Source organism: Haloplanus sp. GDY1 (assembly GCF_023703775.1).
GTDB lineage: Archaea > Halobacteriota > Halobacteria > Halobacteriales > Haloferacaceae > Haloplanus > Haloplanus halophilus.
On the sequence record NZ_CP098514.1, the window covers coordinates 62810 to 75653 of the forward strand.

Below are 12844 nucleotides of genomic sequence, written 5' to 3' on the forward strand. Positions count from 1 at the left end.
GCTCCCCGCCGGACTCACCTGCGCCCGTCCCCGTCGTTGCGGGGGCGAACCGCGTTCGCGAACGCGACGAGAAGGCCCAGCCCCCACCCGATGGGGACGGCGAGTCCGGCCCACATTCCCACGAACGCGATCCCGGAGAGGTTGAACTCCCGCCGGAGGACGGCGTTGAGGTTACCGACCGCCAGGACGTTGTCGAGGAGCCACGCGGCCAGTGACGTACTCCGCGGCAGGATGACCTCGCCCAGCGTGGGCGAGAAGAGCGCGGCCGTCACCGGGGGCAGACAGATCGCCGCGACGACGAACGGGTACGCGGCGGCGAGGGTCAGGCGCCGACCGCCGACGCTGGCGGTCCCCCACGCGAGCGCGGTGGACCCCGTCGCGACCACGCTCGCCGTGAGGACGGCCTTGAACCCCGAGGCCGGAAACCGGCCCCACGCGAGCGCCGTCAGCGCGCTCCAGGCGACGGCCACGACGGCGACGAGCGCGACCAGTCCCAGCCCGGTCGCGATGCGGTTGAGCTGTCGGGTCACGTACCGGGCCCAGAACCCGGCGACCGCGAACGGGTACGCGGCGACGATCAACACGGCTCCCAGCCCGCTCCAGGTCCAGAACGCGAGCCGGTCCCGGGTCGTCTGGGGTTGCCAGCGACCCCGAACCGGATGCCCGTCCGAGTCGGCCGAGAACAGAACCTGTCGCCAAGCGGTCAGTAACCGTATGAAGTCGGCTTTGATGGCCGTGACGAGTTGGGAGTCCGTCATCGGGTCACGCTACTCGATAGGGGCCGTTAACAGTTTTCGCTCGGACGCGGTCGTTCGCCGGAACGTTACTCACGCGACGTCCGTCTTGACGACCACCACCGGTTCGTCGGCCAGTCGGACCACGCGGTCGGTGACGGAGCCCAGCAGACTCCGGTACGCCTCGGGGTGGCGACGCGTCCCGAGGACGATCAGGTCGACCCCTTCCTCGTCGGCGTAGTCGACGATCTCCTCGTGGGGACGGCCGTGACGCAGCGCTTCGACGACCTCGACGCCGCGGTCGGCGGCCCGGGTCGTCACCGCCGACAGCGCCTCCTCGCCCACCTCCTCCAGCCCGTGTTCCGGCCCCTCGCGTTCGTCGACGTATTCGTCACCGCTGTACGCCGAGTAGACGTCGCTGTCGACGACGTAGAGCGCGTGCAGCATGGCGTCGTGGAGGTCGGCCAACCCGATGGCGTGGGCCGTCGCGTCGTCCGAGGCGACCGTTCCGTCCGTGGCGAGCAGGATGCGCTCGTACATGGTCGGGGCTTCGGCGGCCGGCGTGAAAAGCCCCCACCGTGACTCCCACGGGGCGATACTGCGTCAAGCGGAGGCTTGAAGACCACACGCGGTCCCGGTTCGGACGTGACTCACGTTATCGACGGCGACGCGGTAGCGGCGGACGTCCGCGACGGCCTCTCGGATGCCATCGGCACGCTCGACGACGCAGGCGTCACGCCGACGCTCGCCACCGTCCTCATGAGCGACGACCCAGCCAGCGAGACGTACGTCTCGATGAAACAGCAGGACTGCGCGGAGGTGGGTATCGAGGCCCGGGACGTGGAACTCGATCCCGAGGCGCCCGCCGAGGAACTGTTCGGGACGGTCGACGACCTGAACGCCGACCCGGACGTGAACGGCATCCTCGTCCAGATGCCGGTCCCGGACCACATCGAGGACCGGGACGTGATCCGCGCCATCGACCCCGCGAAGGACGTGGACGGCTTCCACCCCGAGAACGTCGGCCGACTGGTCGCCGGCGACCCCGTGTTCAAGCCCTGCACCCCGCACGGCGTCCTCAAACTCCTCGACGCCGCGGACGTGGCGACGGAGGGCGCCGACGTGACTATCGTCGGTCGGTCGAACATCGTCGGCAAACCCCTCGCCAACCTCCTCGTCCAGAAGGCCGACTACGGCAACGCGACGGTGACGGTCTGTCACTCCCGGACCGACGACCTGGCCGAGAAGACCCGGCGCGCGGACGTGGTGATCGCCGCGGTCGGCGTGCCCGAACTCGTCGACGGGTCGATGCTCTCGGACGGAACGGTCGTGATCGACGTGGGCGTCAACCGCGTCGAACGCGACGGCGAGTCGACGCTGGTCGGGGACGTGGAGTTCGAGAGCGCGAAGGCGACGGCGCGGGCCATCACGCCCGTCCCCGGCGGCGTCGGACCGATGACGCGGGCGATGCTCCTCTACAACACGGTCAAGGCGACGAGCCGGCAGGCCGACGTGCCGGTCTCCCTCCCCTAGTCCAGCCGGTTGCGGGCGGACGCGAGCGCCGACTCGTCGCCCTCGATCAGGTAGGAACCCACCTCGCGGGCCGCCCGGACCAGCGACTCGGCCTCGGACGGCGACACGTCGCCCTGGAGCGCCTCCACTCGCTTGCACCGTTCGCGGACCGTCCCGAGGGTCCGGCGGGCCTCGGCGTCGGGGTGTTCGTCCAGCCACGAGAGCAGGTCGCGGCGGTACGCGTCGACGGCCTTCGCGTCGCCGAGGCCGCGGGCCGCCGCCAGCCGTTCGGGGACCGCCGCCGGCCCGGGTCGCTCCCCCCGATCCGCGTCCCGGAGGAGGGCGAGGAGGTAGGTGTACTCCGCGTCGGTCGGGTCGCGGAGGCGGTCGAACGCGTCGACGACCTGCAGGAGTTCGGCCGCGGCGACGACGGATTCGTCGAGGGGGCGGAGTTCGCCGCCGTCGACGAAGCCGCGCCGCCGGAGGTAGCTCCGCAGGTCGCTCTTGCAGTCGTCGACGGCGTCGGCGAGTTCGTCGTCGGCCGCGGCGTTCCGGTAGGGCGTCAGGTCGAGCGTCGCCGGGGCGTCCGTGTGGAGGGTGCGGTCGTCGACGCCGACGCTCCGGAGGCTCCCGCAGTCCGGGCACGACACGCTCCCCGTCTCGTAGTACGACCACCGGCAGCCGCAGTCCTGACACTCCCGTCGGCCGCGAATCTCCATGGGTCGCGTTCGCCCGGCGGCGACAAAAGGTCGGCGTTCCGCCGGACCGAGGATACAGGTAGCCGGAACCACCACGTGACGCCATGCGAGACGAACGCGACGTCCGCGAGCAGTACGAGTTCCTCGCCGAACAGCTCGCGGACGAGGAGATGCGACACGAGGGCGTCAGACAGCTGTTCACTCACTACAAGCGAGCGCTCGGCTGGGTGTTGGAGGAGGAACACATGTAGCGACGAGGCGGTAGTTTTATACTATCGGACTCCGGATTGTCAGGTGACGCTTCGTCTGGAGGGCCGAAGCGTCAGCGGGGACCAATTCAGGGCGGCAAGCTTCCACGCGATTTTCGCGTGGCTTGCTTTCCTTTTGTACCAATTCGACGAGCCCCGCGTCCGTCAGTCCTGCGGGGCGGCGTCCTCGGCCTCGCCGGTATCGACGTCGGCCAGGCTCCCCGGATCGACCGCGTACGGCTGGATGGGCTTTGCCCCCAGGAGTTCGGGCAACACCAGTCGGGCGAAGTGCACGACCAACACGAGGAGCATGGGCGCGAGGAAGATGCCGTACCAGCCGAAAAGCAGGGGGCCGAAGGTGTAGGCGATCATCAGGCTCCCGACGTGGAGGCTCCGCCCCGAGACGTACGGTCGGAGGACGAGGTCCGGGATGGTGTCGACGACGACGAACGAGACCAGCGCGAAGACGGCGACGAACCAGAGGCCGGTCGGATCGGTCAGCAGTCCGATCCCGGCGAGGTAGAGCGCGACGGGGACGTAGACGAGTTTCATGCCGACGATGGGGATCAGGCTCGCGACGCCGGCGAGCAGTCCGACCAGCGGGGCCGCGGGGATCCGGAGTCCCGCCGGCGCGTAGACGTTCAGGATCGAGTACGCCAGCACGCCGATGCTCCCCGTCAGCACCGCGTTGAGGATGTTGCCGAAGAAGATGCCCTTGAAGTCGCGGTCGACGGCGCGGCCGTAGGCCTCCAGGATCCCCCGGTCGTCGCCGAACCGCGCGAGCGCCCACCGGGAGAGTCGGCCGCCGTCCCGGAGCAGGTAGAACGCCAGCGCCAGCATCACGAACAGGTGGACGGCGCCGACGCCGACGAACGCCACGGTGTCGGCGGCCGACCCCAGCGACGAGAACAGCGACTGCAGGCGCTCGACGGAGAGGTACTGCTCCGGGTCGAGGGAGATGAGCGTCGCCGGATCGGCGATCCGAGCCAGCGTCTCCTGATCGAGTAGTGGCCACCGCGCCGGGTCGAACGCGCCCGAGTTGACGTACTTCAGGAGTTCGTTGAGCGCGATGCTGAGGGCGTAGACCACCAACAGGAGCGCGGGGAGCGCGAGCGCGAACAGCGAGATGGCGGCCGCGAGGCTCGGCGGGCGGATCACCCGACGCAGGCGCCGGTAGATCGGCCGGGTGGCGTAGTAGATGAACACGCCGAAGACGAACGTGCCGACGAAGGAGTAGACGACGTACAGCAGCGCCGCCCCGAGTGTGAACCCCAGGCTCCACCACCCGAGCCGAAACCGGGAGAGCCGGAACTCCGACATGGTGACGACCCTCGTGGGCCGGAGAGAAAAATCCCCCTGCGGAGCGCCCCGTCAGGTCCAGCGATCCAGCCCCGTCTGCACCAGCGACTCCTCGATCCGGTCGAACCCGCGTTCCACCTCGTCGGCGTCAACCTCCCACTCCTCGGTCACGTACTCGCGCGCGGCGGCCACGTCGGGATCGAGGTCCAGGTCCAGGTCGTAGTCGTCGGTGACGGGCGGGTTCCGGAAGAGGGCTCGCACCCGGTCGGCGTTTTCCACCCGCCAGCCCTCGGCGTCGAGGGCGGCCCACAGGTCGCCGTGGTCCCGGATCGCCCGGAGCGCCGTCTTCGGGCCGACGCCGTCGACGCCGGGGTTGAAGTCCGTGCCACAGAGGATCGCCACGTCGATGAGCGCCTCCCACGTGATCCCGTGGCGGTCGAGGGTCGTGTCCAGGTCCATCAGCTCCGGGGTGCCCTTGCTCGTCAGCTGGCGGAGGGTCAGCGGCGCGCCGAACAGCAGGGTGTCGTAGTCCTCGCTGCCCGCGTAGTCGGCGTCGCCCCGGCGGGCCATGTGGGCCGCCTGTGCCTCCCCCTCGGCGGGCGCCTCGACGACGGGCACGTCGAGCAGCGCCAGCAGTTCGCGCGTCGTCTCCAGGATCACGTCGGTGAGCCGCTGGGTTCGGGCGTCGAGGCGGGCCGCCTCCACGGCGTCGCCGCGCGCCTCGGCCTCGGCCCGCCGCTCCTCGGCGCGCTCCCGTCGCTCGCGCCGTTCGGCCACCTCGTCGTCCTTCAGATCGGTGACGCCGCCGTCGAAGACGAAGACGGGCGTCAGGTCGTGTTCGAAGAACTTGGGGAGCCCCTGGACGACGCCGACGAGGTTCGCCACCTCCTCGCCCGCGGCGGTGGTGTAGACGTCGTCGCTCGTCCACTTGACCGTCGTCGTGAGGTAGCGATACAGCCAGTTGTGCGCGTCGACGGCGACGACGCTGTCGGCCACCTCGTCCCAGGAGACGTCCGAGAGGGCGGCGAGTTGCCTGAGGTCTGCGTTGCCCATCGGCACCCGGTACGCGGGCGCGGGCTTTCAACGTCCGGGTTCGGTCCCCGGCCCAACATGTATCCGTCCGGAACGACGAGGCACGACCCCATGATTCTTCGACCCTCCGACACCCGTGAGCTGTTCGCTCGGAAGTGCGACTTCCCGGCCGAGGAGGCGGCCGTCGTCGACGCCGTCGGCGACGTCGGCATCGACTCCCCGAACGGCGAGACGACCGACGTCCGCACGGTTCTGGAGCGGAGTTCGGCGACGAGATACGCGTCCGCGGCCGACCTCCACAGCACCGTGATGGCGAACCTGCCGGCGGATCACGTCGGCCGCAAGCGCTACGACGACCGGTCGCGGACGGCGGTTCGAACCACCGAACTCTCGGTGTGACGGGCGACCGCGGCAAAACTCGGCACACGTCACCCATGTCACAGCAACCCACGTTCACGACCTACGTCGCGCTCATCGACGTCGCGGACCCGAACGTCCAGAACATGCAGGAGCTGGCGTCCGTCTGGGGGGACATCACCCGGGAGTTCGACCGCATCGGTGCGTCCATCGAGGACGCGTACGCGGCGCTCGGCGAACACGACTTCCTCGTGATCTTCGATGGGTCGGGCACCGAGACGGCGTTCCAGGCCGACGTCATCCTCGAACGACACGGGCTGGACGTCCAGACCATGGAGGTCGTCGACACGGAGACGTTCTCGGAACTCGTGACCGACCTGTGAGGGTCGCGAGGGCCGGCGCGCCGGGTGGACGCCCCCGTCTCACGACAGGGCGACGAACAGGAGGGCGACGCTCCCGAGGCCGGCGACGACGCCGACCCCCCGCGCCAGCCGGTCACCCCATCCCACCGTCCGCTCCAGCGAGAGCACCACGGTGAGGCCGGCCATCCAGAGGAGGTTCATCGAGCCGACGACGACCATGACGGCAAAGAGCGCCCAGCAACAGCCGACGCAGAAGACGGCGAACCTGAGGCTCATCGCGGCCGCGCCGCGGACCCCCGGTTCGTGGTACTCCATCAGGAAGCCGAGAGGCGTCCGACAGTACTTCAGACACCGGTGCTTGTACGGCGAGAGCTGGTAGGCCGAGAGGACGGCGAGGGTCCCCCCGAACAGGAGCGCCCCGCGCTCGCTGGCGACCGTCGCTATCGGGAGGACGGCGTTCACGGCGAGCGGCACCACCCCGGTCAGCGTCCACACGAGCGCGTACGTCCCCATGAAGGCGCCGACGCGTGCGGCCTTCCCCCCGGTCGTCGTCCCGTCGAGCGTCTTGTAGTACAGCCGAAACAGCGGCACCGACGAAGGGTACATCATCGCGACCATCATCACGCCCCACATGAACAGATAGAGGCCGACGCCGACGGGACCGTTCGAGAGCGCCATCGCCTCCGGCGCTCCGGGGTCGGACATCCGCAGTCCCGGCACCGACCCCGGCATCGGGAGCCACCGCCCCACGAGGCTCAGCCACGCGAGGAGGGCGATACCGTAGGTGACGAGCGCGACGACGGGGACCCGGCGGGGGACGAACCGCCCCGGAGTGGCGCGTGCCATGGGCCGTCGACGTCAGGCGCTGGCGAGTTCGAAGTCGCCGAGGTAGGCGTTGTTTCCGGAGACGTCCCAGTCGAAGCCGTCGCCGTACGAGGCGGTCGCCGTCGTCGACTTGCCGGCGATCATCTCCTGGCTCTTCGTGAGTGGGTGCGGCGAGACCCGACCGAGTTCGCCGTTGAACCCCGGCGCTCCGGCGGCCTCCATCGTGGCGATGTCGCCGACCGAGACGGAGAACTCGTCGCCGTCCCGGGCGAACTCGATGGGCGCCGTGGTCACCTCGACGCTCTCGACGTGCGCGTCCGCGACGGCCGCCCAGATGCCCCCGGCCCGACCCAGGAAGACGTCCTCGATGGCCGCGCGCTGCTCGTCGTCGGCCGCCTCGTCGACGACGAGGACGACGTCCCACCCGGTTTCGGGGGCGAACATGACCCCCTCCTCGGCCGTGATCAGCATCGCGACGGAGCGGGCCCTCAGGTCCACGTCGCCGTACTCGCCCTCGCGGATGTGCCACGCGAGCGAGGCGATACAGCCGTCGTCGTCGGCCGGTTCCATCCAGATGCACTGACAGGCGACGTCGCAGTTGCACGCTTCCACGTAGTCGCCCGCGATGGTCCAGTCACTGGTCATTATACTAACACTTCATTGGGATACGTTGCCAGGTGACAAGGCCTTTTCGGTCCGCTCGTCCCCGCTACTCCCCGAGTCTCGCCACCGCACCGTCGTCGCCGTCCTCGATTTCGACCAGGCCGTCGTCGGCCAGGTCCGCGAGGAGTCCGCGGAGCCACTCCCGGCCGTACTCGCCCTCCGGCGCGTAGTCCACGCGAATCCGCGGGCCGAGTTCGTCGAGGGGGAGGGCGCCGTGTTCGCCGAGGACGCGCACGACGCGCCCGCGGAACTGGCGCCGACTGCCCTCGAACTCGGGTTGCGTCGGCACGTCGGGCGCGGTGAAGTCCCCCGTCTCGTAGGCGTGACACCACCGGCGCCACGGGCATCCTTCCTCGTCACACCGGGGCCGCTGCCGGCAGGCGACGCCCCCTAACTCCATGATGGCGTTGTTCCAGACGCGGGACTCGCCGTCGGGCATGAGTTCGCCCGCCGCCCGCTCGAACGCCGCGTCGTCGTCGGGGATCCCGAAGGCGCGATAGAGGACGCGCTTGACGTTGGTGTCGACGACGGCGTCGCCGTTGTCGAACGCGAAGCTCGCGACGGCGTTGGCGGTGTAGGGACCGACGCCCATCAGGTCCTGCAGGGCCGCCGGCGTCTCCGGCCACTCGCCGCCGAAGTCGTCGACGACCTGCCCGGCGGCCTCGTGGAGGTAGCGCGCGCGGTTGTTGTAGCCGAGGCGCTGGTCGGACCAGAACCCCACCACGTCGCTCCGGTCGGCGGCCGCGAGCGCCTCGACGGTCGGCCACCGGTCGAGGAAGGCCGCCCACGCGTCGACGACGCGGTCGAGTTGGGTCTGCTGGCTCATCACCTCCGAGACGAGTATCTCGTAGGGGTCGGTCGTCCGCCGCCACGGGAACTCTCGGTGGTCGGCCTCGTACCACTCGACGAGCGCCGAGCGGACGGCCTCGACGTCCTCCGGCAGCGCGTCGTCCTCGCTCATCGTCGGACGGTTGCGTCGCGGCCCGTTAGGCGTGCTGGTTCGCCGGGGAGCCGAAAGCCGTATTCGGCGGCCGGACCTTTCCCGGGGCATGGGTCTCGACGAACTCACCGCTGACGTGGAGGACGCCTACGGCGCGCTGGGCGACGAACTCGCCGTCGAACTGGACCGCGAGACGCGCAACGAACTCGCGATGCTCTCGGCGGCCATCGGGGCCGACGAGGGCGAACTCGTCCGGCGGGCGATCCACGCACTCTACCGCTCGACGGTCGACACCGGCGACCTGGACTTCCACCTCCGGCAGGGGTACGACGTGACCTACGACGAGTACCTCTCGGGGATGACCTACGACGAGATGACGGGCGCGGACCAGTACCCCCAGCGCGACGACGAGCGTCGCTACCAGATGTAGCGGGTAACTTTTGTGCGCCGGCCGCCGCCGTAGGGGTATGGACACCGCCGAGGTCGAACGACTCATCGAGGAGGGAATCGAGGACGCCGACGCGACGGTCACCAAGCCCCGCGTGCCCGACGAGGACCACGAGGACGCCCACTTCGCCGCCGTGGTCGTCTCGCCCGCCTTCGAGGGGCTGCCCCTGGTCCAGCAACACCAGCTCGTCTACGACGCGCTGGAGGGTCACATGACGACCGACATCCACGCCATGGAGATGAAGACCTACACGCCGGAGGCGTACGAGGAACACGGGCCGGAGGCGTAACGGTAGCTTTTACGAGGCGGCTCCCCTTCGCTCGCGCATGAGCGACGACCCTGACTTCCGCGTCGAACGGGACAGCCTCGGCGAGATTCGGGTCCCCGCGGACGCGTACTGGGGCGCCCAGACCCAGCGTGCCGTCGAGAACTTCCCAATCAGCGACGAGCGGTTCGGGCGGCGGTTCGTCCGCGCGCTCGGCGTCGTCAAGAAGTCGGCGGCGCGGGCCAACCGCGACCTCGACCTGCTCGACGAGGACGTGGCCGACGCCGTCGTCGCCGCCGCCGACGAGGTGATCGCCGGCGACCACGACGACCAGTTCCCGGTCGACGTCTTCCAGACCGGATCGGGGACCTCCTCGAACATGAACGCGAACGAGGTGATCGCCAACCGCGCGGCCGAACTGCTGGGGAGCGAGGTCGGCGACCGGGTGGTCCACCCGAACGACCACGTCAACTTCGGGCAGTCCTCGAACGACGTGATCCCCACCGCCATGCACGTCGCCGCGCTTGAGGCGGTGCGGAAGGACCTGATCCCCGCCCTGGAGACGCTGGCCGACGCGCTGGACGCCAAGGCCGACGAGTTCGACGGCGTCGTCAAGACCGGTCGCACCCACCTGCAGGACGCCACGCCCGTCCGTCTCGGCCAGGAGTTCGGCGGCTACCGCACCCAGGTCGAGAAGGGGATCGAGCGCTGCGAGTCGGTCGCCCCCCGACTCTCGGAACTCGCCCTCGGCGGGACCGCGACGGGGACTGGGCTGAACACCCACCCCGAGTTCCCCGAACGCGCCGCGGCGTACGTCGCCGAGGAGACGGGGATCGAGTTCCGTGAGGCCGACGACCACTTCGAGGCCCAGGCCGCCCACGACGCGATGGGCGAGGCCCACGGCGCCCTGCGGACGGTCGCCGGCTCGCTCAACAAGATCGCGAACGACCTCCGCCTGCTCGCCTCCGGGCCGCGGAACGGCCTCGGCGAGATCGAACAGCCCGAGAACCAGCCGGGGTCGTCGATCATGCCCGGGAAGATCAACCCCGTCGTCGCCGAGGCGGTCAACCAGGTCCACACGCAGGTGGTGGGTAACGACGCCGCCGTCTCCGCGGGCGCCGCGGGCGGCCAGATCGACCTCAACCTCTACAAGCCCGTCATCGCGCACAACTTCCTGCAGTCCGCGGACCTCCTCGCGAACGCCGCCGAGACGTTCGCCGGGAAGTTCGTCGCGAAACTGGAGGCCAACGAGGACCACTGCGCCGAGGCGGTCGAGCGATCGATGGCGCTCGCGACGGCGCTCAACCCCGCCATCGGCTACGACAGGGCCTCCGAGGTCGCCAAGACGGCGCTGAAGGAGGACAAGACCGTCCGCGAGGTGGCGATCGAGAAGGGCTATCTCACCGAGGCGGAGGCCGACGAGGTGCTCGACCCCGAGCGGATGACCCACCGGGGTATCCTGAGCGCCGACGACGAGTGAGCGGCGCTGCTGTACCCGGCTCCCGTCGTGACGGCGCCCCGACGCCACACCGGCGCCGACGGACCGCGCTCCCTTCGAGACGACGGCCGGGCGACCGATCCGGAGCCCCGAGACGTCGCCGCGTTTCGAGAACCCGACGAACCCGAGACCCGCGGACGGAACGGAGAGACCACCACTCCGACCGCGAATCCGTCAGGTATGGAACCGAAGCGACACGTTCATAGTGGATGCTGTCGATGCTCCGACTATGCCGCAGATGCACGTCTCTACCCGGCGGGACCTCCTCGTCTGTCGAAAGTGCGATGCCGAGTTCCCGGAGGGCCGCGCCACGAAGGACGGATGGACGTACGAATGTCCGGAGTGCGGCGAGGCGACCGGCCTCGGCGAGGGACTGCGGCGGGCCTGAATTATCGCCCTCGGCCGACGAGTAGCGCCGCGAGCGCCGCGAGCGCCGCGACGGCGGCACCGACGCCGAAGCCGGGGGCCGACCCCTCGGTTCCGGACGGCGTCCCGGTCACGTCCGCGTTCGTCCCCTCGGCGCCCGTCGTCGGGTCCGCCGTCCGCGTCGGCGCGTCGACGGCTCCCGCCGGCCCCGCGCCGGCGACGAACGGGTGCCGGCCGCGGTCGATTTCCATGCCGCTCGCCACCCCGTCGCCGTCCGGGTCGAGCGACGGTTCGGCGACGTAGTACCGCGGGTCCTCGGGAAGCGGCGGCAGGGCGTTCGTGGTGGCGTAGCGATCCAGCCACGGCCCCAGCGAGTCGTCGCCCGAGACGCGGACGACCGCCGCCCGGAACGCGCGGTAGTCGCGGAACGGCTCCGACCGGCCGGCGAACACGTCACGCAGGGTCCGCTCCCCGCCGGTGCGTCGCCTGATCTCCGCGTCGAGCGCGGCGAGGACGTGAGCCCCCTTGTCGTAGTGGGCGGTGGTCCCCGTCCACGTCTCCGGGTCGGTGAGGACGACCGCCCGCCGATCGGGGGCGTACTCGGTCGCCCGGAGGCCCGACCGGAACGACTCGTAGCCGCCGACGCCGTCGTTGAGGGCGAACAGGTGGCCGTAGTACTCGGCGCTCGCTTCGGTCAGCCACGCCGCGTCGTCGGCGCCGACCGTCCCCAGGCGCGTGTGGACGTACTCGTGGGCGAACACCGCGCCCGTGTGGTTCATGCGGAGCCCCGACTGGCCCACCCAGAACGCCGTGTCGACGGTGGCGGCGTCCACCCCGGTCGTCGCGTCGTCGCCCACCGGCAGGACGAACACCGTGATCCGGTCGCGCCGGACGCCGAAGTCGAAGTGCTCGTTCGCGGTGCGCAGGAACGCAGTGGCCCGGGTCGGATCCGCGCCCTCCGCCCCGAGGACGAACGTCGCTCGCTCGTCGGCGGCGGTCACGTTCCGGACGTCGTGGGGGCCGAGGTAGGCGAGGTGGCTGCTCGCGTACCCCGGTTCCGCGGCCGCGACGCCGAAGGACGTCGTCCGGATCGGGCGCTCGTTCGCGCGGACCTGCACGCGGGTGTTGGGCTGTGAGACGAGCGCCCAGTCGCCGCGCTCGACGCCGCGGACGCCGCTCCCGAGTTCGTCGCCCACCGCCAACCGGAGCGAGACGCTCGGGCGCTCCGTCTCGGCGTCCCAGCGGAACCGCGTCGACTCCGTTCGCTCGAAGCCGTCGGTGCCCGCGACGGTGATGCCGGGAATCGAGAGGACGGGGACGATCACCCGAAGCCCCGTCACCGAGGCCGGCACCCGGTACGCGAAGGTGAGGGTCACGCTCCCGGGTTCGGCGTTGCGCGAGGCGACGATGCGCTCGTCGAGGGTCGGGCGCTCCCCCTGTGGCGCCACCGCGCCGTCGCCCGGCGCGGTCGCCGCGGCAGTCCACGGGCCGGTGCCGTCTACCGTCGCGAGCGCGGGCGCCGCCCCGGCGACGACGAGCAGTACGGTCACGAGCAGCGTTCCCGACACCCCGAGCCGACGGCCTGTCATGGAGCGCA

At 70.5% G+C, this 12844-nt stretch carries 17 protein-coding genes; 8 read left to right on the plus strand and 9 right to left on the minus strand.

From position 1 onward, the window contains the following. Window positions 1-14: 14 nt before the first annotated feature. Window positions 15-758 carry a hypothetical protein gene (locus NBT67_RS00345; RefSeq protein ID WP_251342836.1) on the minus strand — a complete coding sequence of 248 codons (744 nt, stop codon included), beginning with the start codon at window positions 756-758 and terminating at the stop codon, window positions 15-17. Window positions 759-827: 69 nt separating this feature from the next. Continuing rightward, window positions 828-1274, minus strand: coding sequence for a universal stress protein (locus tag NBT67_RS00350; protein ID WP_251342837.1), 447 nt, complete (start codon window positions 1272-1274; stop codon window positions 828-830). 105 nt (window positions 1275-1379) lie between these two features. Between NBT67_RS00350 and NBT67_RS00355 the strand changes: the two genes are divergently transcribed. Beyond that, complete coding sequence (locus NBT67_RS00355) at window positions 1380-2267, plus strand: tetrahydrofolate dehydrogenase/cyclohydrolase catalytic domain-containing protein (RefSeq protein ID WP_251342838.1); 888 nt, start codon at window positions 1380-1382, stop codon at window positions 2265-2267. Here NBT67_RS00355 and NBT67_RS00360 read toward each other — a convergent pair. Further along, entirely contained in the window at window positions 2264-2965 is a 702-nt protein-coding gene (locus NBT67_RS00360; protein WP_251342839.1) for a DUF7117 family protein, read from the minus strand. The genes NBT67_RS00355 and NBT67_RS00360 overlap by 4 nt on opposite strands. Window positions 2966-3048: 83 nt before the next feature. On the opposite strand from NBT67_RS00360, the gene NBT67_RS00365 reads away from it, so the two are divergent. After that, the gene (locus NBT67_RS00365) at window positions 3049-3195 is read left to right on the plus strand and encodes a hypothetical protein (protein WP_251342840.1); all 147 of its coding nucleotides are present in this window, start codon (window positions 3049-3051) and stop codon (window positions 3193-3195) included. A gap of 162 nt (window positions 3196-3357) precedes the next feature. Here NBT67_RS00365 and NBT67_RS00370 read toward each other — a convergent pair whose 3' ends face one another. Next, on the minus strand, window positions 3358-4512 hold the full coding sequence (locus tag NBT67_RS00370; RefSeq protein WP_251342841.1) for an AI-2E family transporter: 1155 nt from the start codon (window positions 4510-4512) through the stop codon (window positions 3358-3360). 51 nt (window positions 4513-4563) lie between these two features. Further along, window positions 4564-5544, minus strand: a complete 981-nt coding sequence (gene fen / locus NBT67_RS00375) for a flap endonuclease-1 (protein WP_251342842.1) — start codon at window positions 5542-5544, stop codon at window positions 4564-4566. A gap of 90 nt (window positions 5545-5634) precedes the next feature. Between fen and NBT67_RS00380 the strand changes: the two genes are divergently transcribed. Both NBT67_RS00380 and NBT67_RS00385 read left to right on the plus strand, forming a co-directional pair. Then, window positions 5635-5922: a DUF5789 family protein gene (locus NBT67_RS00380; protein ID WP_251342843.1), complete on the plus strand. Its 288-nt coding sequence runs from the start codon at window positions 5635-5637 to the stop codon at window positions 5920-5922. Between the two features lie 35 nt (window positions 5923-5957). Next, window positions 5958-6263 carry a GYD domain-containing protein gene (locus NBT67_RS00385; protein ID WP_251342844.1) on the plus strand — a complete coding sequence of 102 codons (306 nt, stop codon included), beginning with the start codon at window positions 5958-5960 and terminating at the stop codon, window positions 6261-6263. Window positions 6264-6302: 39 nt separating this feature from the next. Here the strand turns inward: NBT67_RS00385 and NBT67_RS00390 are convergent, their stop codons facing one another. The 3 genes from NBT67_RS00390 to NBT67_RS00400 form a co-directional block, all read right to left on the minus strand. Then, window positions 6303-7088 (minus strand): DUF2182 domain-containing protein, encoded by a 786-nt coding sequence (locus NBT67_RS00390; protein WP_251342845.1) that lies wholly within the window; start codon window positions 7086-7088, stop codon window positions 6303-6305. Window positions 7089-7100: 12 nt separating this feature from the next. Beyond that, window positions 7101-7712, minus strand: a complete 612-nt coding sequence (locus NBT67_RS00395; protein ID WP_251342846.1) for a DUF1326 domain-containing protein — start codon at window positions 7710-7712, stop codon at window positions 7101-7103. Between the two features lie 64 nt (window positions 7713-7776). Further along, complete coding sequence (locus tag NBT67_RS00400) at window positions 7777-8691, minus strand: HhH-GPD family protein (protein WP_251342847.1); 915 nt, start codon at window positions 8689-8691, stop codon at window positions 7777-7779. Between the two features lie 88 nt (window positions 8692-8779). On the opposite strand from NBT67_RS00400, the gene NBT67_RS00405 reads away from it, so the two are divergent. The 4 genes from NBT67_RS00405 (at window position 8780) to NBT67_RS00420 (ending at window position 11269) form a co-directional block, all read left to right on the plus strand. After that, window positions 8780-9100: a ribbon-helix-helix protein gene (locus NBT67_RS00405; protein WP_251342848.1), complete on the plus strand. Its 321-nt coding sequence runs from the start codon at window positions 8780-8782 to the stop codon at window positions 9098-9100. Window positions 9101-9137: 37 nt separating this feature from the next. Further along, window positions 9138-9407: a BolA family protein gene (locus NBT67_RS00410; RefSeq protein ID WP_251342849.1), complete on the plus strand. Its 270-nt coding sequence runs from the start codon at window positions 9138-9140 to the stop codon at window positions 9405-9407. A gap of 37 nt (window positions 9408-9444) precedes the next feature. Next, on the plus strand, window positions 9445-10863 hold the full coding sequence (locus tag NBT67_RS00415; protein ID WP_251342850.1) for a class II fumarate hydratase: 1419 nt from the start codon (window positions 9445-9447) through the stop codon (window positions 10861-10863). 256 nt (window positions 10864-11119) lie between these two features. Beyond that, a complete protein-coding gene (locus NBT67_RS00420; RefSeq protein WP_251342851.1) occupies window positions 11120-11269 on the plus strand; it encodes an HVO_2901 family zinc finger protein in 150 nt (49 codons plus the stop codon). 1 nt (window position 11270) lies between these two features. Here the strand turns inward: NBT67_RS00420 and NBT67_RS00425 are convergent, their stop codons facing one another. Then, window positions 11271-12836, minus strand: a complete 1566-nt coding sequence (locus NBT67_RS00425) for a M1 aminopeptidase family protein (RefSeq protein WP_251342852.1) — start codon at window positions 12834-12836, stop codon at window positions 11271-11273. Window positions 12837-12844: the final 8 nt, after the last annotated feature.